Raw genomic sequence first — 21,909 nt, 5'->3', positions numbered from 1 at the left:
TCAAACAACAGGGGAAGGAGCTCAGCGCGCTCTCGCTGGGGGGATGTTTGCCTTTCAGACAATCGGAGGCCCGCACACCTCCGCGCACTCTACGGCTTCGCGCCTCCGAGCAGCCCCTCCGCGAGCGCCAGGAACTCCGCGCGCAACCACTGGTTGCGCGGATCGCCGTCCACCTGGCGATGCCAATAGAGGTGGAGCTCCAGTGGAGGCAGTGCCACTGGCATGGGCAGGAGCCGGTTGCCGAGGGGAGTGTTGATCTCCTCGGCCCGGCGCCGAGGCATCGTGAGGAGCAGGTCCGATCCCGCGACGAGTCGGCACGCCGCTTCATAATGCTGGCAGCGCACGGTGACCTCACGCTGGTAGCCCAGACGGCTGAGCACCAGATCCTCGAAGGTCAGACCCGTGCGCCGGGAGGACACGGTGACGTGCCGCGCGGCCAGGTAGGCCGGCACATCCAGCCTCCGCCGCCGCGCGCTCACCACGCAGAAGGTGTCGCGCATCAGTGCCGTGTGGTGCAGGTCGGCCCACGTCGGCTGCGCCACGTCCACCGCCAGATCCAGCCTCCCGGATGCCAGGTCCCTCTCGCTCTTCGTCCGCTCGAGCCGCACGCTCGCGACCCGGATGTGGGGAGCGCTCTCGCGCAGGCGCACGACGAGTTGTGGGAGGAGCGAGGGTTCCAGCACGTCGTTCATCGCGACGGTGACCTGGACGACATCCCGCCGGGCGTCGAAGTGACGGGTGCGGTGCACGGCCTGCTGGAGGAGCGCGAGCGCCTCCTGGATCCCAGGCGCCAGGCGCTCGGCGAGCGGAGTGGGCACCACCCCCCGCCCCTGACGCACGAAGAGGGGATCCTCGAGCTGCTCACGCAAGCGAGCCAGGGCGTGGCTCACCGCCGACTGGCTCAGGAAGAGGATTTCCGCCGCCCGCGTGAGGTTCCGCTCCCGGTAGATGACATCGAACACCCGGAAGAGGTTGAGGTCGAGCTGAGCCAGCCGCCCCGCTTCATGCGCTGCGTTCATGAGAACACATGACCAACATTCACTGGATTCATCAAGGCCCTCGGCCACAGGATCGAGGACCGTAACCCGGAGAGGCCTCTCATGAACTTCGAGCCGAGTGACCGTTCCAAGGACTACCGCGAGCGCGTGCAGCGCTTCATGCGCGAGCACATCCAGCCGGTGGAGGCGCAGTATTGGGCGCAGGTCCGCGCGGCCGACCACGGCGACTGGCGGCGTTGGCAGGTCCCCCCCATCATGGAGGAGCTCAAGGCGCGCGCCCGGGCCGAGGGCCTGTGGAACATGTTCCTGCCCGACGCGAAGCTCGGCGCCGGCCTCAGCACGCTCGAGTACGCGCCCATCGCCGAGGAGACCGGCCGCAGCTTCATGGCGCCCGAGGTCTTCAACTGCAACGCCCCGGACACCGGCAACATGGAGGTGCTCTGGAGGTACGGCTCCGAGGAGCAGAAGGCGCGCTGGCTCACGCCGCTGCTCGCGGGGGAGATCCGCTCCGTCTTCTGCATGACCGAGCCCGACGTGGCCTCCTCCGACGCGACCAACATGCAGGCGACGGCCGTCGTCGAGGGCGACGAGGTGGTGCTCAACGGAAAGAAGTGGTGGTCGAGCGGCCTCGGCCACCCGCGGGCCAAAGTCGCCATCTACATGGCTCGCACGCCCAACGAGGGCACGGATCGCCACCATCAACACTCGATGGTGCTGGTGCCGCTCGACGCGCCGGGAGTGGAGGCCAAACGCATGCTCCCGGTGTTCGGCGACTACGACGCCCCCCACGGACACGGCGAGGTGCACTTCCACAACGTGCGGCTCCCACGCTCCAGCATCATCGGTGGACCGGGGATGGGCTTCGAGATCGCCCAGGGACGCCTCGGCCCCGGCCGCATCCATCACTGCATGCGCTGCATCGGCGCGGCGGAGCAGTCGCTCGATCTGATGATCGACCGCGGAATGAAGCGCACCGCCTTCGGCAAGCCGTTGCTCAACCTCGGCGGCAACCGTGAGCGCGTCGCCGAGGCGCGCATCGCGATCGACCAGGCCCGCCTGCTCACGCTCTACGCCGCCTGGAAGCTCGACGAGCTGGGCGCCCTGGGTGCCATGAGCGAGATCTCCGCCATCAAGGTCGTCGCCCCCAATGTGCTGCAGAAGGTCGTGGATGACGCGATCCAGATCCACGGTGGGGCCGGAGTGTCGCAGGACACGTCGCTCTCGGGCTTCTTCGCCCAGGCGCGCTCCCTGCGGCTGGCGGATGGACCCGACGAGGTGCACAAGGGCGTCATCGCCCGCATCGAACTCGCCCGGCGCGGGTTCTCCAGGAGCTGACACTCATGAGCACACAGCGCATCTTCATCACCGGTGGCGCCAGCGGGCTCGGGCGGGCCATCGCCCTGCGCTTCGCCCGGGCGGGATGGCGGGTCTGCATCGCCGACGTCAACGACGCCCGCGGCGCGGAGACCCTGGCCTCCCTCACTCCCCTCACCTCCCAGTCCCACTACCTGCGCTGCGACGTGACGCGCGAGGAGGATCTGCGCGCGGCCTCCGAGTGGCTCTCCGCCCAATGGGGTGGCGTGGACGTGGTGGTCAACAACGCCGGCGTCGCCCAGGCCGGCGCGATCGACGAGGTCTCGCTCTCCGACTGGCAGTGGGTCCTGGACATCAACCTCCTGGGCGTCGTGCGCGGCTGCAAGGTCTTCACCCCGGTGTTCAAGCGCCAGGGCCGCGGTCACTTCGTCAACGTGGCCTCGATGGCCGGCCTGCTCGATATGCCGAAGATGAGCAGCTACAACGCCTCCAAGGCCGCCGTCGTCTCGCTGTCGGAGACGCTGCAGAACGAGCTCGTCGATGACAACATCGGCGTCAGCGTCGTCTGCCCCTCCTTCTTCAAGACCAACCTCGCTGAATCGCTGCGCACGACCGATCCCGGGCTGCGAACGGCCGTGGGCAAGCTGCTCGAGCGCTCGCCCGTGACCGCCGAGGACATCGCCGATCAGATCTTCCAGGCGGTCAAGCAGCGCGACTTCTACGTCCTCCCCCACCGCGAGGCGCGCCATACCTGGCTGCTGAAGCGGCTCCTCCCCCGCGAGCTCTACGCCTCGCTGATCCAGAAGCGCACCCGCCGCATCCGCGGGCGCCCCGAGGCTTCGCGAGCCTGATAGACGAGGACCCATGTCACCGACTCCCCCCCTCGACGAGGCCAGGGCCGTGCGCTCGGGCGAGGAGCTCGACGTCCCCGCCGTGGACGCCTGGCTCAAGTCCCAAGTGCCGACGTTGGAAGGCACCCCGAAGGTCACCCAGTACGCGGGTGGTGCCTCCAACTGGACCTACCGCCTCGAGTACGCCAACCGGGATCTCATCCTGCGCCGCCCGCCCGCGGGCACCAAGGCGAAGTCGGCGCACGACATGGCGCGCGAGTACACGGTGCAGAAGGCGCTCAAGCCCGTCTACCCCACCGTGCCCACCATGGTCGGGTTGTGCCAGGACCCGGGCGTTCTCGGCGCCGAGTTCTATGTGATGGAGCGGATCCCCGGTCTCATCCCCCGCTCGCGCATGCCTCCAGGACTGAAGCTGGACGCGGCGCAGACCCGACAGCTGTGTCTCAACGTCATCGACAAGCTCATCGAGCTGCACCGGGTGGATTACCGGGCGGTGGGGCTCGAGTCGCTCGGCAAGGGCGCCGGCTACCCCCGCCGGCAGATCGAGGGCTGGTCCGATCGCTACGAGAAGGCGCGCACCTGGAACGTCCCCTCCTTCCGGTACGTGCGTGACTGGCTCAAGGCCCACACCCCCGACGACATCGCCACCTGCGTCATCCACAATGACTGGCGCTTCGACAACGTGGTGCTCGACCCCGAGCGCCCCACCGAGGTCATCGGCGTGCTCGACTGGGAGATGGCCACCCTGGGCGATCCGTTGATGGACCTCGGCAACACGCTCGCCTACTGGGTGCACGCCGACGACAACCTGTTGATGCGCACCACCCGCCGCCAGCCCACGCACCTGCCCGGCATGCTCCGGCGTGAAGAGGTGGTCGCGTACTACCTCGAGCGCACCGGGTTGAAGCCCGCCAGTTGGGCCTTCTACGAGGTCTACGGCCTGTTCCGCCTCGCCGTCATCGCCCAGCAGATCTACTACCGCTACCACCACAAGCAGACGCGCAACCCTGCCTTCAAGAATTTCTGGATCCTCGTCAACTACTTCGACTGGCGTTGCCGCGGCATCATCAAGAAGGGAGGACGCTGATGGGTGCCGTGTACCTCGTCCGCCATGGGCAGGCCTCGTTCGGCGCGGCGGATTACGATGCGCTCTCGGAGGTCGGGCTCGAGCAGGCGCGCGTGCTCGGCGAGGCGCTGCGTGTGCGTCTGCCCCAGGTGGATGCGGTCTTCGCCGGCACCCTGAAGCGCCATGAGCAGACGGCGCAGGGGTGTCTCGCCTCGATGGGCATCCCGCTCTCGCCCCACCGCATGGCCGGATTCGATGAGTTCGACCACGAGGAGATCATCGCCCGCTTCGAGCCCCGGTTCGCGGACCATGCGCGGGCGGTGGAGGCGATGAGCGCGGCGGCGGACCCACGCCGGGCCTTCCAGGAGATGTTCACCCAGGCCGTCGCGCGCTGGACCGCGGGTGGACATGACTCCGAGTACACGGAGCCCTGGTCCGTCTTCCAGGCGCGCTGCCTCCGTGCTCTCGAGGACATCATCCGGCAGCTCGGGCCGAGCAAGACCGCGCTCGTCTTCACCTCCGGTGGGACCATCACCGCCATCTGCCGGGAGCTGTTGCAGATCCCCGTGGCCCACGCGTTCCGGCTCAACTGGACGCTCGCCAACTGCGGCATCACCAAGGTCATCTACAGCGAGCGGGGCCGCTACCTCTCCACGCTCAACGAGCACGGCCACTTCGAGGGCGCACAGCGCGCACTCATCACCTACCGCTGACCGGCGAGGCCGGACTTCCCCGGAAGCCCCCGCGCGCTGACGCGTCAGCGCTCCGGGCTGACACGTCATCCGGAGTGTCAGTTGGGGCTCCTCGCACCAGCTCCAGGGGCTGGCGCCAATCCTCTCGCGGGGTTCCGCGCGGGACGGCGCTGGCCCGGCCCGTGCAATTCCCGTTTCCATCCCATTGCACCCGGAGTTCCGCTGGTACTAAAGGCTCCGCACCCAAGCAGAGGCCGAGAGCGTCACGCCTCCCGGCCACTGAAGTCACTTCTTCACCCGCGAGTTTCGCTGTGCTTCCTGTCCACACCCTTCTGTCCGCCTTCCTGACGTTCCAGACTCCCGCGCCTGCTCAGCAGCCCTCTACTCCCGAGCAGTCGGCCCAGGCCGCCGAGCGCGCGGCCTCCTCCGCCGAGCGCGCCGCCGCCGCCGCCGAGCGCGCCGCCGAGGCCAACGCCCGCATGGCCGAGGCCATCGAGCAGCTCGCCAAGGGCATCGCCCGCACCGCGCCTCCCGCCGAGGATCAGCCCGCCGCCCCCGAGACGAAGGAGGAGAAGAAGGAGGCCGCGAAGAAGGACACCTGGGACATCACGGTGGGCCTGGGCCTCATCTTCATCAGCGGCAACGCCTCCACCGTCACGTTCAACGGCCTGGTCAACGCGGAGCGCAAGTCGGAGAACTGGATCTACGCCATCAAGGCCACGGGCGTTTACGGCGAGAGCCGCCCCCCCGCTCTCCAGGGCCAGCCGCAGCCGGAGTCCCAAGTGAATGCGCTCGCCGCGTCCCTGCAGTTGCGCGGAGACCGCCGCTTCAACGAGAAGATCAGCGGCTACCTGCTGGTGGGCGCGGAGACGGACCACTTGAAGAGCGTGGAGGTCCGCGGCAGCGGAGAGGCCGGTGTCGGCATCATCTGGTGGGACTTGAAGCGCAACAACGGCGGTGAGTCCTTCCTGCGCACGGACCTGGCCTTCCGCTATGCCCGCGAGACGCGCTTCCAGTACTACCCCACGTCCATGGATCTGCCGGACGTGTCGCTCGGCGGCCCCCGCTTCGGCGCGGCCTTCCGCTATGCCCTCAACAAGGACGTTGCCTTCCTGGAGGAACTGAGCGTGCTGCCCAGCCTCATCGAGGGCTCGCGTCTGCTCGTCGGCAACCAGACGCAGCTCACCGTGAAGCTCACCAAGGCGCTGGCGATCGCCACCACCTTCCTCCTCCAGTACGACAGCCAGCCTGCTGAAGGGAAGCAGCCCACCGACACCTCGCTGTCGGTGAGCGCCACGGTGACCTTCTAGGAAGTACGGCGAACGGACCGGGGCGGCTCAGCCCTCGCTGCCCCGGTACCACGCCACCAGCTTCGCGACTCCCTGCTCCAGCGGCATCGAGGGACGGAAGCCCGTCTCCCGCTCCAGTGCCGTCACGTCCGCGCACGTCACGTCCAGCTCCCCCGGCTGCGCGGGCCTCAGCTCCACCCAGGCCTTCGTCCCGAGCTGCTCCTCCAGCAGGTCCACGAACCGGGCCATCTCCACCGCCGAGCCCCCGCCCACGTTCAGCACCCGGTAGGGCGGCTCGCCTACGGGCGGCTTGTCCAGCACCCGCACCAGCGCCTCCACCGCGTCGTCCACGTAGGTGAAGTCGCGCCGCATCTTCCCCTCGCCGTGCAGCACGATGGACCGGCCCTCCAGCATCGCCCGGAGGAACAGCATCGGCGCCATGTCCGGCCGGCCCCACGGGCCATACACCGTGAAGAGCCGCAGCCCCGACACCGGCAGCCCGTACTGGTGGCTGTACACGTGCGCCATCATCTCGTCCGCGCGCTTCGTCGCCGCGTAGAGGCTCAGCGGACGATCCGCTGGCGCCTGCTCGGAGAAGGGCACCGGCGTCCCCGCCCCGTACACCGAGCTCGACGAGGCGAACACCAGGTGCTCCACCCTCGCCTGCCGGCACAGCTCCAACACCTGCAGGAAGCCCGTGACGTTCGTCTCCGCGTAGTCCGGCCCCTCCGACGCCATCGCCCGCACGCCCACCCGCGCCGCCAGATGCACCACGCGCTCGGGCTTCGCTCCATCGAAGAGCTCCCGGCAGGACTTCACATCGCGGATGTCCATCCGGTGGAAACCGAAGTTCGGCGCGGCCTTCAACCTCGACAACCGCGTGGCCTTCAGCGTCACGTCTCCCGACGTGTCCAGGTTGTCCAACCCGATGACCGTGTCTCCACGCGCGAGCAGTCGCTCACACACGTGGTAACCAATGAAACCCGCTGCGCCCGTGACGAGCACCTTCATGACCTACTCCATTGCGACCCGGCGCCAGAGCGTGACCGAGAGAACCCCCCACCCCAGTCCACTCCCCGAGGGACGGGGGACATACCACCAGTCAGTCCTCGATCTGCGTTTCGAGGAAAGGTTTCTGCCGGTCTCGCCAGACCCGGGAACTCGCGCCATCCGCGACCAGTCTCCCTACCGCTAATCCCGCCGAGCAGGCGTGATGAACGTTGTCGTGGACAAACAGCGCACTTCGCCCCAACGGGTAGAGTCCGTCCACCTCACTCAATACGTTCAACGCCCGCTCCCGCGCTGCCGCGAAGCCCTGGCGGTAGAGCGGATAGGCCGAGGCCATGCGCCGCACTCGCGCTCCGAGGATCTCCGTCCCCGCCAGCCCCGTCCGCTCCAGTGCCGGGCGCACGCGGGTCGTGAGCTCCTCCGGCGAGGCCCGCCAGATCGCGTCTCCCACCGAACACGGCAGATCGAAGCCCACCACCGTCCGGCCCTCGGGTCCTCCGCCTCCCGCGAAGTTCCGGGCCTCGAAGAGCCGGTTCGCCGGGAGGTGCTCATCCGCGAAGTAGTGCACGTCTTGCGGCGTTCCCCTGTCCCTCGCGAGCAGCAGGTACAGCAGCGTCAGCGCCCGGTAACCCAGTCCCTCGGCCGCCTCCGGCCGCCCCACCCACCCGCACAGCAGCGGCAGTGGCACCGTCGCCACCACCGACTCCGCCGGCACCTCCCGCCCCTGCGCCACCACGGCCCTCACGCGACCGTGCTCCAGCACCAGGCCCTCGGCCGCCGCATCGCAGCGGACCTCGCCACCGGCCCGCCGGATGCCCTCCGCCAGGCCCTCGGCCAGCGCGCCGCATCCGCCCTCCGGGTAGAAGTAGCGCCTCCCCGCCGATGCGCCTCCTCGCCCGAGCGCCGCGCGCACCACCGCCAGCGGGCCACCCTTCTGCACTCGCGCCCGGCCGAGTGCGGCGTCCAGTTCTTCCGGTGGCAGGCCCCACACCTTCCTCGCCGCGGGCTCGTAGAGCACTCGTGCCGCGTGCCTTCCCAGGCGCCGCGCCGCCTCCGCCCCGAAGTGGTTCCCCTCGGGCGGGCGCAGCCGCGCCAACACCGCCGACAGCCCGTGCTTCGCTACCTCGGTGAGCCCCAGCCCTCGTGCGATGCCCAGCAGCGACAGCGGGTACGGCAGCCGTCTCCCGCCCACGTGCACCATGCCGCTGCGCGCCCGGACGTGAAGCGCTCCACCCAGGGCCGCCCGGTAGAGGTCCAGCACCTCCGGCCCCGCCGCCTGGTGCAGCCGGTGCGGGCCGTAGTCCACCTTGAAGCCCGCGAAGTCGAATGAGCCCGAGAGGCCTCCCACCTGCCCCGCCGCCTCGAGCACCACCACCCGCTTCCCCGCCCGCGCGAGCGCATGTGCCGCAGCCAGCCCCGAGGGCCCCGCGCCGATGACCACCACCGGCGCGCTCACCCCGTGCCTCCCACGGCCGGCAGCTCCAGCGCCGCGAGCGTCCTCGGCGCCCGGCCCGCGCGCAGCCATCCGATGCCTCGCGCCACCGTGCGGCCCATCAGCCACGTGTCCCGCACCGGCCGCCACTTCGAGCGGCCCACGCGCACGTGGTAGGCGATCGGCAGGAAGACGATGGGATCCCCCGCCGCCGCCAGAGCCAACGTCAGCGTCGTGGTGAGTGAGAAGCGATCCGGCAGCACCGGCGCGAGCGACAGCAGATCCGCCGTGCGCAGCACCCTCATGCCCGAGTTCAGATCCGGCGCCTCGAAGCCACCCAGCCACCGCACCGCACCCCGGAAGAGCGCCTTCACCGCCGAGCGCGCGAAGGGCTCGGAGGCCCCGAGCTTCGGCCGGGCGCCAATCGCCTGCCGTGCCCCCTCGCGCACCGCCGCCACCAACTCCGGCAGCGCTGACTCTGGGTACGTCCCGTCCGCGTCGATGAGCGCCAGCAGCGAGCCTCGCGCCCGGGCGGCTCCGGCCTTGATGGCCGCGCCGTAACCCACCCCGGTCAACGTCAGCACCCGCGCCCCGGCCTCGCGCGCCACCGCGCCCGTGCCGTCCCGCGAGCCGTCATCCACCACGAGGATCTCATGCGCCTCCCCCGCCAGCGCCTCGCCCACCCGCCGCACCACTCCGGCGATGGCGCGCACCTCGTCGCGAGCGGGGATGACGACGCTGATCATCCCGTCTCCACCTCCGAGGCTGGCTCCGGCCGCCACATCTCCCACAGCGGCCACAGCAGCATCGGCAGCCACCCCACCGCCGCGCCCATCACCGACACCGGCATCAGCCAGCCCCACTGCGGCCCCACGAAGCGCACCAGCAGCGGCGTCAGCAGGTGCACGAACGTCGCCACCGAGGCCACGATGATGACGCCCACCTTCAGCCGCGTGGACAGCGCCGTCAGCATGAACAGGTGCCCCACGATGAGCAGCACCACCGGCACCGTGAACAGGTGGAAGTGGAACGTCTCCATCACCTGCCGCGCCGGCTTCTCCAACCGCATGGGCACGACGGCCGCCGTCTCTCCGGGCAGCTCCAACGCCGGGCCGTCCTCGGGCAGCTCCAGCGCCGGGCCTCCCGTTGCTTCGACCTTCGGGGCGGGAGGGGGCTCGGCGGGCGCGGCACCACCCCGGTAGTACTCCGCCGAGCTCCGCCCGGACAGCCCCCCGAACGAGTCCGCGTACAGCCACGCCGAGGACACGAAGCCCAGCACCAGGAACAGCAGGAATCCGGTGTAGAGGACGCGGGCCTCGAGCGACAGGCGGGTGATGGGAAACGGCCGGGCGTACTGACGCACGAGGTGGCTACCCCTTGGGAGCGGTCGGAGCGGTGAGCAGCGCGCCGCTCAGCGCTCCGGGCTTGAGAATGAGCTCGTCCAGCAGCACCAGCGCGCGGCGCACCCCGATGGCCATCGACCTCGACGAGATGGACGCTCCCGTCACCACGTCGATGTCCACCCCCGCCCGCACCGGATCCTTCACCGTCTTGCCCTGGAACTGCCTCCGGAAGCGCGCATCGGTGATCTCCTCACCGTACTTCTCCCGGTACACCATCACCTCGTGGCGCTCGACCACGCCCGCGGGCGACAGCTTCACCGCGAAGGTGATCTGCTCGTGCTGGCCGAGCTCCTCGTCGATGATCGCGTAGCCGTCCACGTGCTCACCCGTGCTGGCCACGAAGATGACGTACTCGGACTTCGCCGGCTTGTAACCCAGCCGCCCCTGCACCGCGGCCAGCTCCGCCGGGCCGAGCTTCACCTTGCGGTAGCTGACGCGCTGGCACTTGGGGAAGAACTCCTTGAGGATCTGCGGGGTGGTGAAGTACGTGCCGGCCGCCTCCGCCGGCAGCGACGCTCCGCTCCCCAGCCACACCGCCAACGCCAGCGACAAGTGCTTCACGGGCACTCCCCTTACCACGCTCATGGCAACTCCCGAACCGCCTGGATGACGGCCCGCCTGACGTGCGAGCGCCAGTCCGTCCGGGCGCGATAGAGATTCTCCGTGGTGGTGCTCCGGCGCTCCCCGCTCGACAGGACGCGGCCATCCGGGCCCACCATCATCGACTCCAGCTCCACCTCGGCCTGGCCGAGCGGCTGCAGCGCGGACAGGTCCAACCGGGTCAGCAGCAGCACCACCACCGCGTCCGCCCGATACTGGCGCGCCAGCTCCGCCGCCTGCTCCACCGAGGGCGCGGGCCCGGCCGTCAGCTCCACGCCCAGCACCTGGTAGCCCCGCGAGCGCAGGGCCTCGGCGCCTTCCCGGGCCACCACTTCGCGCGGCGAGTCGTCGCCGAACGCGTTCGAGACCAGTCCTCGCGGCGCAGGCTGCGCCACCACCGACGCGCCCACCACCACTACGCGCGACACGGCCCCCTCCGGACGCTTGGGAGTCCCGGCACAGGCCGCGGCAAACATGACGACAGTGACGAGCAGGAAGGTGCGCATCGGTTCTCCGGCTTTCAGAAGAGGTAGGCCACGCTGGCGAGGAACTCCCAGTGGCCCTGGCTCCAGAAATCGCCCGTCCACAGGTGCGGCTTCACGCCATCGCCTCCGCTCTTCTGCCAGAAGAAGCTCGTCTTCAGAACGTAGGGCGGCAGCGGCCGGAAGTTCAGCCCCAGCGTCAACCGCGACACATCTCCCGCGGTGATGAAGTCCATGTCCGTGTCCTGCTCCTCGTAGCGCAGCGACGCTGTGAAGTGGCCGTCGTGCCACTCGTCCGGGAGCAACTGGAAGAAGGGCTCGATGCGGAAGCGGTAGTTGGCCTGGGCGTAGAAGCCGAACATCCCCGTCGGCACCCGGTCGCGGGTGTTGGCCGTCGAGCCCTCCGGGAAGCCCTGCACGTAGCCCGGATCGATGAACGCGCGCACCACCTCGCCCGTGAGATCCAACGAGCCGAGCCGCCAGAAGAGATCCGCGTTGACCATGTTCACCCGGCGTCCCTCGAGGTCATACGCGCCGGTGTAGCCGGACAGGCCCGCCTCCAGGCCCAGGAAGGGCGAGACGGACACCCGGCCGGTGATGGCCTTGTCGTTGTTGTTGTCCTCCAGGTGGCTGCCACGCGCCGCCCGGAAGCCCTGGCCATCCTGGATCCGCGCGTCGAGCCCGTTGATCGCGTACACCTCGTAGTTCAACCGCCAGTCCCGGCCCAGATCGAAGCCGCCGAGGAAACCCGCGCCAGACTCGAACCACGTGGTGGGGACGACCGTGGTGTACGCGATGGGCCGGTCGGGCAGCTCTTGAGCCGGCGCGTCGTGCCGCAGGTTGTAGCCACCCACCGGCACCAGGATGACGCCGGCCCGGAAGGTCGCCCACTCCGTCAGCTTCAGGTCCACCACCGAGAACTCGAGCAGCACCTCGCCCGCCCCCGTGACGCCGTCGCGCTTGAGCGGGCTGCCCGCGAACTCGAACTCGATCTCCGTCGCCGTGGAGATGCGCTCGGAGATGTGGCTGTAGACGAAGAGCACGTACCGGTGGTTGCGGAACGTGGCCGTCCCCTGCTCGGGCCAGAGGAAGTCGTGCTCGGCATAGCCGCCCAGCGTCGTCCGATCGAGGATCGCCGCCGCCCGCTGCGCCAGCGTGGTGGTGGGCTGGAGCCGCTCGGTGAAGGTCTCCTGGGCCGCCTGGTCCGGCGTCTCGGCGTTGGGCGCCGGAGCCGTCCCTGTTTTGGCCGGATCCTCCAGCCCTTCCAGCTCCAGGCGTGGGCCCTCGCTCTGTGTCGGCGGCTGCACCTCGGGCTTCCGGGGTGCGTCCTCCGCGGGCTTCGCGGGCGTGGAGCCCTCGGCTTGCGCCAGGCCAGAGAGGGGCGCGAGCAACAGGGGCAGGAGGATCAGGGAGAAGCGGCGCGGCACGATGGCTCCAGAGTTCACGCGAATCACTGGCCCGTCTCGCGATCCACGCAGCGGCCGCGCAGGCAGGTCTTGTCCGAGGTGCAGTGGTTGTCCGTCTCGCAGCACACGCCCATGCACGTGCAGCACGTGGTGCCCGCGGGTGCGGTGCCATTCAGGCACTCGGCGGACGCGACGCAGCCCGGTGGATCCACGCACACCACCGCCTTCGGCGCACTCGACTCGCCGACGTACGTGACCGTGCCGTAGTACGAGTCCACCACCTGGCGGCCCGGCTGCCCCATGTTGGTATCGAAGTACTCGTAGACGCCCGGCTGCGGGAACGCGTAGCGCCAGTAGGAGAACGTCTCCTTGCCCTCGGTGCGGATGTTGTAGGGCTTCACCAGGTTGGGGCTGAAGAGCGACGCGGGCGCCGACAGCGAGGTGACGTTGGAGGCCACGTCGGACTGGTAGTTGCGGAACTCGACGATCTGCCCCGGCCTCATGGCCGAGCTGCCCGGCACCGGCTCGACGGGAGTCCCCGCCGGGCTCACCACGTACTGCTGCCCGATGCAGGTGGGCGCGATGGCGCGGTAGCGGCCGGAGATGATGCGGTTGAGGGACACCAGGACCCGCGGCTCGCCCGTCGCCGAGTCCTGGACGGGCCGGAAGTCATCGGGGAGCGGGCCCTTGCAGGCGGCGAGGCAGAGCGTGAAACAGAGGAGAAGACGGGCGCGCATTCAGAGCACCTTGTCCGGAGCGACCAGCGGCGCGAGCCGGTAGTGGAAGAGAACGATGTCGTGGGCGTGCGAGCGCACACGCCGGCTGCACGTGAAGCGCGACACGGGCTCCAGATGGGACGCGAGCGCCTCGGCCCCGGGAGCAGTGGAGGTGACGTAGACGTCCGCGCCCGCGGCGGCCACGCGCTCCACCTCGAGGCGGAGCTGCTCACCCGTGGCAGGGCGGCCGGCGCGGTAGTGGGGCACGTAGTGCTCGAAGAGCCGCGCCTCCTCGCCCGTGAAGAGCAGCGTGCCGGACGGGGGAAGCGTGCGGGAGACGTGCGATACTAGGCGGGCCGCGGGCGAGGGCTCACTGCCCTGCTCGAGCGCCACCGGCAGCATGACGGCCGCGGTGCTCATGACCAGGGCCGTGGCCAGGGGAAACACCCGGGAGGGCCGGGCTCGGGCGAGCACCGCCATGCCCACCGCCACCAGCAACGCGAGCGCGAGCACCACGGGCAGGGCATGACGCGCCTTGAGCAGGTTCTGCCCGAGGAACATCCACATGCCGTAAGGAACACCGAGAGCCAGGGCCAGCAGTGCCACCCTGCGCTCGGAGACGGACAGCGTCCGGCGGAGCGCCGCATGGACGAGTGCCCCCAGCGCCCCGACGAAGCCCAGCGCCAGGAAGAGACGCACGGCCCCCATCACCACGGAGTCACCGTCCACGCCGGGCCAGGGCAGCCCGAGGCCCGCGGCCAAGATGTCGAACCCGAGGTTCTCCAGCCGCCAGCCGAGGTCCGGGCGCACGGCCACGGTGCCGCCCCACTTCCCCGCGTGGCCGAGCAGGAAGCCCGAGCCGATGCGCAGCAGCTGCGCCGGGCCGGTGAGCGCCACCATCGGAACGAGCCACGCCACCACGCCGAGCCCGCTGCCCACGAGCGCCGCCAGCCGCCGACCGAGAGGCACCACCAGGGCCAGTCCGAACAATGCCGGGAGGAACGAAGGCCGGGCCCCGAGCGCCACGCCTGCCAGCGCGCCCGCCAGCACCGCCGCCCGAGGTGTGGAGTCACCAGTCACCAACACGGCACAAGCCGCGAGTGCCAGGAGCGCGAGGCCCGCCCCATCCGAGCCGGGAGTCGCGCCGAAGAGGACGGGGAGGGGCAGCAGCGCCAGCAGGGCCGAGGCCACCAGCGCTCCAGCCGCCCCGAGGTATGGCCGGAGAACGAACCCCAGCACCCCGATGGCCACCGCCCCGAGCACGAGTCCGGGCAAGGCGAGCGCCCCCACCTCGGAGGCACCGGCGGCCGAGGCCCACCGGGCCATGAGCACGTACACCGGGTAGCCCGGGAAGTGCGGGGCCTGAGCCGCGAGATCGAACCCGTGGAGGGAGCGGGCGAAGTTCACCGCATCCAGGTCCGGCAGGAGCCGGGGCAGCGCGAGCAGCCGCGCCACCACACCAGCACCCACGACACACGCCAGCACGGCGGCGAAGGCGCGGGGACGGAGTGCCCCCTGCCCCGCGGCGTCAGGTGTGCCGACGGATGGGTGAATGATTTTGAAACTCATTCTCAACGGACGAGAATGATGGAGTTACTATGCCCCCTGGAATGGGTCAAGCCGAGGGTACTGCTGGCGTCATCAGGTGCTCTCATGTGACAGAGAGCATCCATGATGCTGAGTGTCCTGCTGGTGGTCCTGGCGGCCGCCCCCGCTCCTCGAGTCCGCACCGAGACGCGCCCGATGATGGGGACGGCGGTGACGGTGACGCTGGTGGGAGGCACACCGGAGAAAGCGCGAGAGGGCTTCGACGCAGCGTTCGCGGCCTTCGAGCGCGTCAACCAGGTGATGAACGAGTGGCGCCCGGACAGCGAGCTCTCGACGGTGAACCGCAAGGCGGGAGACGGGGAGTTCGTGGCGATTCCCGAGGACCTGTGCGCGGCGCTGCGGCGCGGAGTGCAGGGAGCCGAGCAGACAGGAGGGCTGTTTGATCCGACGTGGGCAGCGCTGCGGGGGATGTGGCGCTTCGGAACGGACCTGACCCCTGCCCTACCGGACGAGGCCGAGCTGAAGAAGCGGTGCGCGCTCATCTCGTACAAGGACCTGGAGCTGGCTCCGGCGGCGGACGGTGGAACGAACGGGTGTGGGGCGCGGCTGAAGCGAGCGGGGATGCAACTCGGGCTGGGCGGGCTGGCGAAGGGCTGGGGCGTGGACCAGGCGGTGAAGAAGCTGAGGGGGCTCGGGTTCAAGGACTTCTTCGTGCAGGCCGGAGGGGACTTCTATGCGGCGGGGAAGAAGGAGGGCCGGCCGTGGAAGGTGGGGATCCGGGATCCGCGCGGCGAGCGGGACAGCGTCTTCGCGGTGCTCGAGGTCTCCGACGCAGCCTTCTCGACGAGCGGGGACTACGAGAACTTCTTCATCCTGGACGGCAAGCGCTACCACCACATCATCGACCCGAGGACGTGCTACCCGGCGACGGCATCGCGCTCGGCGACCATCCTCGCCCCGAGTGCTGTGGACGCGGAGGTGCTGACGAAGTCCGTGTTCATCCTCGGAGGCCAGGAGGGGCTGGCGCTCGCGGAGAAGCACGGTGCCTCGGCCGTGCTGGTGACGGCGGACAACCAGGTGCTGGTATCCCCAGGGCTGGAAAAGAAGCTGAAGCGGCTCAGCCCACCCAGCCCCTGATCCCCCTGCGAAACTCACCCCAGCTCTCTACCTGAGAGGGAGGGGGTTCCGTCCAGACGTTAGCAGCCCTTCGCAAGCTCTCGGAGGCATTGAGCCTGCCGGGCCTGGTTCCGTCCAACCGTCCCAACCCGTAACGGGACTTACCAAGCCTTTTGCTGCACCCGTGCTGCAAGCGCGGCCCATGCTGGCGTGGCTGCTGACGGCGCGGGAGGTGGCCGAACGACTGGCGGTGTCTCCCGCCACCGTCCACAGACTGTGCGCCGGGGGGACGGCTTCGGTTTGTCCGGGCTGGGGCTACCGTGAGGATTGACCCGGCCAGTCTGGAGGCGTTCATAGCGTCGGGTGGAGACAGCCCCACCGAACAGTAAGCAGCCGAGCGGTCGGGGCCCTTCCCCTGTAAAGGGGAGGGGGCCAGACAGACCCAGCCGGACGCCCCATCTACGAACTCGACCGGCCCAAGCTTCCTCTTTCCATCTACGTCGAGCTTCGTAGTTGGGGCAAATCCCCGAGCCGCAGGGCCCCGACGGCCCTCCACCGGCCCGAGGCGTCCGCCGTAGCTGGCCGCTGTGCCCCAACGTCCCACATCGGCCTGAGCTTCAGCTTACGCGCCCTGGGAGCCCTCCACTGATCCGAGGCGTCCCGCCGTGGCTGCCAGGCTTCCTGGCATCCTACAACGACCCGAGCTAGCCGCGCCGAGCTTTGTGATCTAGACCTGAGGTAAGCATGCCAACCATACCCACGAAGCAGAATCCTACGAAGCAAAACCAGGCTGAACTCATAACCGATTGGGATCCACTCTCTGCTCAAGAGGATGAAAGGTATTTCAAAGGGGGATGATCCATCCAAAATCCCCGCAAAATACCTGAAGCTCAATGGACTGTGGGGAGAATGGTCTGGCGAAGAGTTGCTGCAAGAGAGTGAAAGCAGCCCTATTAGACCCAAACTCGACAAGGCCGAGCAACAACTCGCCAACGAACTCGGAATAAGCATCTATGTTTTCCTGGCGTTCTCTACTGAACTCTGGGATGAACTTAATGACAGCAAGCTCCACCTAAGGAAAGGCCACCGTCTAATACGAGGTGGACTCCAATTGGCTACCCGGAGCATGCCTCAGGGGCTCCCGATCACGATCCCGATGACCAACAACATCGGATTTCAAAACTTGGCCCACGTAATTGTCCACATGGATCGGGCCGAACCCGATCTTGGACGCAAGGGATTCCAGCCAGAGCATGTTCGACTGGCCGAAAAACTTGCCGTGTCCGCTGTGACGGCCTTCAGGAAACGCTCTAATCTGCTGCGCAAGGCCACCGGCGAGCCAATCTTTCACGAGGAGATCAAACTCGATCAATGGATCGAGCAGCAGAAGGAGCATGAAAAAGAAAGTCCTCTTGCCATTAAAGGCAAAGGGCTCTTTCTCCCAACACAAGAACTGCCAATCCGCTCGACTCCTTTGACAGAGCAGGATGTTGTGGCAACATTCAACCAAATGCTCTCGTCGGGGCTTGTTCGCGGAGTACATCTCATCTCCAGCAGCCAGTACCAGCAGTACGACGGGCTGTTTAGAGTAGCGATGGATCCTCCTTATGCAAAATACATCCACTCCCCCGACAATCCCCTCGGCGTAGTCGAGGAATCTTTTACTGGCCAGAGCGGTCCATTGCGTTCCCCAGTCAAGATTCTTGAGTACAAATACAATGTGGATGCGCTGATTGAGGATTTCCAAAACGAAATAAAATTCCCATCAGAAATCGGTCTGGTTGTGGCTTGGGAAATGGGCGAGAAATGGCGTATGATGTTCGATGTCACATCATACCTGGATGATCAACATACCCAATTGAGGAAATTCCACGGATGCACTCACTCCTTCGTGCATTCGACGTCTGGGGCACGAGCATTCGAAGCCATTATCCTGAAGGACATGGTTGCATACTTGAGGGACCCAAAAGCTGAAGCCAAAAATCAGCGAAAGCGCTTTTCGGAAGATTCCGAAGATTAAGCCTCCTGGAGAGGGGGAGGTTGTCCAGATGTTACCAGCCATTCGCAAGCCCTCGGAAGCATTGAGCCTGCGGGGCCCGCTCAGCCGCTCCGGGCCCACCATCGCCGTCACCCGCCACCTCCGTCCTCCGAGCCTCGCCGCCAGCAACTCCCCCGAGGCCGTCATCTCCACGTCGATCGTGGTCGGATTCCCCAGCATCCGCGAGGGCCTCTCCCGCAGCACCTCGGGCACCGGCTCCGCGGCCTCCACCTGCTGGAGCAACTCGCCCTCCAATCCCCGCCGCATCGGTGGTGGCCGGAAGGCCCTCGCCGCGTACGCGTCCTCGGGACGGTGCGTGTCCTCCAGCGAGGCCATGAAGAGCGAGTCCTCACCCAGTGCCGTCGCCGGCAGGACTCATGGTACGATCTATGCCGGTCATCACCTGAAAGGCAGGGAGCAGAAATGATGCTGCGTTCTCTCGCGGTACTGCTCGCTCTGGGGAGTACCCTGGGATGCGCTACCGGCGGGCCGCCGAAATTCTGGCGTAAGCCTGATGGCCGAATCGTCGTGACGGGACCGATGCTGGGACCTGCTGACAATCTGGAGGCTCTCGCTCCTCGGCTATGTGAAAAGGTCCGAGACATGCCAGGCGCGAAAGCTGGCCATCAGCGAGGTGGCCAGGAATACTGCGGAGCCATCTACCGGCGCCGTGGGGACCCGCGGTTCTTCGCGAGCTACCCCTCATCCCTGGGACCTGCTTTGGACCTACCGGGCGGGCGAAAGGCTTGCTATCCACCGGATGAGGTCAATGACCCCGAAGCGTCGGAAGTCGAGATCTATGCAGACTACCATAGCCACCCTGCAGCTTCGAGATTCTCTCCCGAAGATCTACAGGCACGTCGCCAACGCTTCTATTTTCGGGTGATGTTCAACACTATTTGCGAAGTCTACCTGTATGACTTCCAGGCTCGAACGGTCTTCCAACTTCGAGACGGGAAGTTCGCCCCCATCAAACAGGTCACGGATGACTTCCGCGGTGAGTAATGGTCCCATGAATCCAGCATCGAACCAATTTGGCATCCCACAAATGCGGCATCGGCCTTTAAGCGGAGAACGGATGAAACGAATTGGCCTGGGTCTCCTGCTCATTGCCCTTCCCGGATGCATCCACATCCATCGGAAGGCGCCCGTTGCGAAGCCCGAGGTCTCCGAGAGCATCCAGTTCCCAGAATGGGGCAAGGATGCGGCAACGGTTACCGGGCCGCAGCTCAAGGCAATTCAAATTGCCATGGACGATTTCCGGCCAATGGGTACGGGGCCATCCAAGAACGCCGATGAGTGGGCACGCTGTCTGCAACGAATCGAAAACTATGATGCTTGGGTCAAGCGTGGCGAAGGTGGCGTGACCTTCATCCACTTCACTCCGAAAGAAGATGAGCGCTGTGGACTCAAGCCAGGCCCTGTCGATGCGGGCGCGAGCTACGCCATCAGCGATGATGGAGTGATTCTCAAGCGTGAGTAGGGCCCGCCTTCAATCGAAGAGGCCCTGCAGGTAGAAGCGGCCGTCGCGCGCATCCCGGAACACCCACGCCTGTCCCAGTCCCTCGAAGTGCACGCGGTAGTAATCCCGGCTGTACGGACGCGCGTCCCACCAGTCCCCGCTCAGCCGCTCCGGGCCCACCAACGCCGTCACCCGCCGCCTCCGTCCTCCGAGCCTCGCCGCCAGCAACTCCCCCGAGGCCGTCATCTCCACGTCGATCGTGGTCGGATTCCCCAGCATCCGCGAGGGCCTCTCCCGCAGCACCTCGGGCACCGGCTCCGCGGCCTCCACCTGCTGCAGCAGCTCGCCCTCCAATCCCCGCCGCATCGGTGGTGGCCGGAAGGTCTTCGCCGCGTACGCGTCCTCGGGACGGTGCGTGTCCTCCAGCGAGGCCATGAAGAGCGAGTCCTCGCCCAGCGCCGTCGCCAGCCGCGAGAGCACCACCTCCAGCGCCGCGTCCCCCTCGGGCGCGTCCCCCAGCGAGAGCTGCTGGCCCCGATCCTCGCAGTCTTCCTCCACCCGAAGGGTCAGCCCCGCCACAGGGCCCTCGAGCCGCACGTCCGACAGCCGGTGCCGCGTCAGGTCCAGCAGCATCTTCGACTGCGCCGTCGGCCTCGCCAGGGTGAGCGGCACCACCGCCTGTCCCGATGGATCCAACTTCAACGTGAGGTTCAGCCGCATCGCCGCACGGCGCCGTCCCCCCAGCCGCCCGCACAGCCGATCCAACACCGTCTTCAGCGCGAACTGCAGCGGCTCCAGCGACTCGGCCGGCCACTCCAGCGTCAGCTGCTCCTCCAACACCTCCTCCAGCACCTCGGCGATGAAGGGGGTCTCATCCCCGCCCCGGCAGCGCGTGTGCGCCCGCATGCCCGCCGCACCACCTCGTGCCGTCACCGCCCCCACGGGCAGCGCCGCCACTTCCCCCAGCGTCGTCAGTCCGAGCGCCGCGAACGCCGCCTGCTCAGGGCCCTCCAGGGCGCTCAGCGGCAGTGGGGCCAGCGCCTGTGCGCCCTCCCCTTCCGGCACCACGTCCATCCGCCGAGCCCCATACCGGGCCAGCGTCCGCGCGGTGAACTTCTCCGAGGCCACCACCACCCGCCCCCGCCAGCCCAGCTCCGAGCACAGGGCCAGCACCTTCGCGCACAGCCCCTCCTCCCCCTTCACCAGGTGCGCCGCTCCCGCGTCGAACCACAGCCCGTCCGGCGCCGACAGCTGGAAGCCCGGCGCCAGCGCCATCAGCATCTCGCCAATCCCCACCAGTGCCCGTCGCTCCTCCTCGGGCCGGTACGGGAAGTGCCGCAGCGAGGGCTCCAGCGCGTTCGCCGCGGTGAGCGTCATCCCCTGCCGCACGCCGGCCTTCAGCGCGCTCGTGGACGCGCACGCCACCCGCTGCTGGCCGCGCACCTCCTCCACCAGGACGAAAGGTTTGCCCGCCAGCTCCGGCAGCTCGATGACCTTGCGCTGCACCGGGAAGCGCGAAAAGTGCAGATACCCCAGCCGCATGTCCGTTCCCCTTCCCTCGCCTCAGTGCAGGGCCGAGCCCGCGTCCAGGTCCGCGCGCAGCGACGGCATCGGCGCGTCCCGCCCCGGCCTCTGTCCCAGGATTCCCCGGTGCCCCTCGCGCGGAGCCTTCTCGCGCTCGCGCTCGAGCTCCGGCACCGTCACGTCCTCGGCCGGCAGCAGCTCCGAGCCCCACGGGGACTCCTCCTGCTCCAGCTCCGGATGGAGCGCCCGCCACGGCACCAGCGCCCTCGAGCCGATTCCCCCCTGTCGGCTGCGCACCACCTCCACGGACAGGCCCGACTCCCCCCGCGACTCGGTCCGCAGGCGCATCATCCCGTCCGCCGGGGCCTCCGGCGCCGTCAGCAACAGCAGCAGACTCCCCCCTCGCCCCGCCGCGTCCATCAGCCGCTTGCCCTCCGCCGGGGACAGCCGCACGCCTCCCTCGCCCTTCCCCCTCGGGCCCCGCGTCAGGTCCAGCACCACGCACGCGAACGCCCCGCTGCGCACGAGCTGCACCGCCGACCACGCCAGCTGCTCCGCCGTCTTCGGCCGCACGATCAGCAGCCGGGAGGGGTCCACCCCCGCGGCCACCGCCGCTGGCGGGTAGAGCTCGCCCGGTCCATCCACGTACGCGCACAGCCGGCCTTCCCGGTGCGCCGATGCCACCGCCCTCAGCGCCAGGCTCGTCCGCCCCGAGGCCGCCTCCCCCCACAGCTCCACCACCTGCCCCAGCGGCAGCCCTCCCCCGGGCAGCAGCTCGTCGAAGGCCTCCACCCCGGTGCGCAGCGCCGCCAGGTACTTCCTCGGCGCCGCCTGCAACCGGCGGATCTGCTCCCTCAGTGCCTCTACCGTCACCGACAGCTTCTCGGCCGTCCCACTCATTACGTCCCTCGTCAGACACTGGACCTGAAACGAGGTTCAGTATGCCGAGCGGTCTGACATGCGC

At 68.4% G+C, this 21,909-nt stretch carries 21 protein-coding genes; 9 read left to right on the top strand and 12 right to left on the bottom strand.

The window, feature by feature from the left end:
* Positions 1-89 precede the first annotated feature (89 nt).
* Positions 90-1,019 (bottom strand): LysR family transcriptional regulator, encoded by a 930-nt coding sequence (locus DAT35_RS02450; RefSeq protein ID WP_108065237.1) that lies wholly within the window; start codon positions 1,017-1,019, stop codon positions 90-92.
* Positions 1,020-1,100: 81 nt separating this feature from the next.
* Here DAT35_RS02450 and DAT35_RS02445 point away from each other — a divergent pair, with 81 nt between their 5' ends.
* The 5 genes from DAT35_RS02445 (at position 1,101) to DAT35_RS02425 (ending at position 6,231) form a co-directional block, all read left to right on the top strand.
* Positions 1,101-2,333 (top strand): acyl-CoA dehydrogenase family protein, encoded by a 1,233-nt coding sequence (locus DAT35_RS02445; protein WP_108065236.1) that lies wholly within the window; start codon positions 1,101-1,103, stop codon positions 2,331-2,333.
* Between the two features lie 5 nt (positions 2,334-2,338).
* The gene (locus tag DAT35_RS02440; protein WP_108065235.1) at positions 2,339-3,163 is read left to right on the top strand and encodes an SDR family oxidoreductase; all 825 of its coding nucleotides are present in this window, start codon (positions 2,339-2,341) and stop codon (positions 3,161-3,163) included.
* 13 nt (positions 3,164-3,176) lie between these two features.
* A complete protein-coding gene (locus DAT35_RS02435; RefSeq protein ID WP_108065234.1) occupies positions 3,177-4,250 on the top strand; it encodes a phosphotransferase family protein in 1,074 nt (357 codons plus the stop codon).
* The gene (locus tag DAT35_RS02430) at positions 4,250-4,942 is read left to right on the top strand and encodes a histidine phosphatase family protein (protein WP_108065233.1); all 693 of its coding nucleotides are present in this window, start codon (positions 4,250-4,252) and stop codon (positions 4,940-4,942) included. The genes DAT35_RS02435 and DAT35_RS02430 overlap by 1 nt, the downstream gene beginning before the upstream one ends.
* Before the next feature lie 290 nt (positions 4,943-5,232).
* The gene (locus DAT35_RS02425) at positions 5,233-6,231 is read left to right on the top strand and encodes a DUF481 domain-containing protein (protein WP_233261260.1); all 999 of its coding nucleotides are present in this window, start codon (positions 5,233-5,235) and stop codon (positions 6,229-6,231) included.
* A gap of 27 nt (positions 6,232-6,258) precedes the next feature.
* Here the strand turns inward: DAT35_RS02425 and DAT35_RS02420 are convergent, their stop codons facing one another.
* The 9 genes from DAT35_RS02420 to DAT35_RS02380 all read right to left on the bottom strand — a co-directional run bounded on the left by DAT35_RS02420 (position 6,259) and on the right by DAT35_RS02380 (position 14,826).
* Positions 6,259-7,221, bottom strand: coding sequence for an NAD-dependent epimerase/dehydratase family protein (locus DAT35_RS02420; protein WP_108065232.1), 963 nt, complete (start codon positions 7,219-7,221; stop codon positions 6,259-6,261).
* A gap of 91 nt (positions 7,222-7,312) precedes the next feature.
* Complete coding sequence (locus tag DAT35_RS02415; protein WP_158501517.1) at positions 7,313-8,674, bottom strand: NAD(P)/FAD-dependent oxidoreductase; 1,362 nt, start codon at positions 8,672-8,674, stop codon at positions 7,313-7,315.
* Positions 8,671-9,396, bottom strand: coding sequence for a glycosyltransferase family 2 protein (locus tag DAT35_RS02410; RefSeq protein ID WP_108065230.1), 726 nt, complete (start codon positions 9,394-9,396; stop codon positions 8,671-8,673). Before DAT35_RS02410 ends, DAT35_RS02415 begins: the two co-directional genes overlap by 4 nt.
* A complete protein-coding gene (locus tag DAT35_RS02405) occupies positions 9,393-10,013 on the bottom strand; it encodes a hypothetical protein (RefSeq protein WP_108065229.1) in 621 nt (206 codons plus the stop codon). The genes DAT35_RS02410 and DAT35_RS02405 overlap by 4 nt, the downstream gene beginning before the upstream one ends.
* A 7-nt stretch (positions 10,014-10,020) precedes the next feature.
* A complete protein-coding gene (locus tag DAT35_RS02400) occupies positions 10,021-10,638 on the bottom strand; it encodes an FMN-binding protein (RefSeq protein WP_233261259.1) in 618 nt (205 codons plus the stop codon).
* Positions 10,635-11,159, bottom strand: coding sequence for a hypothetical protein (locus DAT35_RS02395; protein WP_108065228.1), 525 nt, complete (start codon positions 11,157-11,159; stop codon positions 10,635-10,637). Before DAT35_RS02395 ends, DAT35_RS02400 begins: the two co-directional genes overlap by 4 nt.
* 14 nt (positions 11,160-11,173) lie before the next feature.
* Entirely contained in the window at positions 11,174-12,580 is a 1,407-nt protein-coding gene (locus DAT35_RS02390) for a hypothetical protein (RefSeq protein ID WP_146209547.1), read from the bottom strand.
* A 5-nt stretch (positions 12,581-12,585) separates the two neighbouring features.
* Positions 12,586-13,278, bottom strand: a complete 693-nt coding sequence (locus tag DAT35_RS02385; RefSeq protein ID WP_108065226.1) for a hypothetical protein — start codon at positions 13,276-13,278, stop codon at positions 12,586-12,588.
* The gene (locus DAT35_RS02380; protein WP_108065225.1) at positions 13,279-14,826 is read right to left on the bottom strand and encodes a hypothetical protein; all 1,548 of its coding nucleotides are present in this window, start codon (positions 14,824-14,826) and stop codon (positions 13,279-13,281) included.
* Positions 14,827-14,928: 102 nt separating this feature from the next.
* Here DAT35_RS02380 and DAT35_RS02375 point away from each other — a divergent pair, with 102 nt between their 5' ends.
* From DAT35_RS02375 to DAT35_RS02350, 4 genes are all read left to right on the top strand, one after another.
* Positions 14,929-15,942 (top strand): FAD:protein FMN transferase, encoded by a 1,014-nt coding sequence (locus DAT35_RS02375; protein WP_108065224.1) that lies wholly within the window; start codon positions 14,929-14,931, stop codon positions 15,940-15,942.
* 811 nt (positions 15,943-16,753) lie between these two features.
* Positions 16,754-17,941, top strand: coding sequence for a hypothetical protein (locus DAT35_RS57975; protein ID WP_146209546.1), 1,188 nt, complete (start codon positions 16,754-16,756; stop codon positions 17,939-17,941).
* Between the two features lie 28 nt (positions 17,942-17,969).
* Positions 17,970-18,386 (top strand): hypothetical protein, encoded by a 417-nt coding sequence (locus tag DAT35_RS58750; RefSeq protein WP_158501516.1) that lies wholly within the window; start codon positions 17,970-17,972, stop codon positions 18,384-18,386.
* 585 nt (positions 18,387-18,971) lie between these two features.
* Positions 18,972-19,442 (top strand): hypothetical protein, encoded by a 471-nt coding sequence (locus tag DAT35_RS02350; RefSeq protein WP_233261258.1) that lies wholly within the window; start codon positions 18,972-18,974, stop codon positions 19,440-19,442.
* A gap of 9 nt (positions 19,443-19,451) precedes the next feature.
* Here DAT35_RS02350 and DAT35_RS02345 read toward each other — a convergent pair whose 3' ends face one another.
* Both DAT35_RS02345 and DAT35_RS02340 read right to left on the bottom strand, forming a co-directional pair.
* Positions 19,452-20,963 carry a DNA polymerase Y family protein gene (locus DAT35_RS02345; protein WP_108065219.1) on the bottom strand — a complete coding sequence of 504 codons (1,512 nt, stop codon included), beginning with the start codon at positions 20,961-20,963 and terminating at the stop codon, positions 19,452-19,454.
* A gap of 21 nt (positions 20,964-20,984) precedes the next feature.
* Complete coding sequence (locus DAT35_RS02340; protein ID WP_108065218.1) at positions 20,985-21,845, bottom strand: ImuA family protein; 861 nt, start codon at positions 21,843-21,845, stop codon at positions 20,985-20,987.
* Positions 21,846-21,909: the final 64 nt, after the last annotated feature.

The organism is Vitiosangium sp. GDMCC 1.1324 (genome assembly GCF_003044305.1).
In the GTDB taxonomy this organism is placed as follows: domain Bacteria; phylum Myxococcota; class Myxococcia; order Myxococcales; family Myxococcaceae; genus Archangium.
Note: the sequence above shows the minus strand (reverse complement) of the source record. Positions and strands in the feature narration are given on the sequence as shown.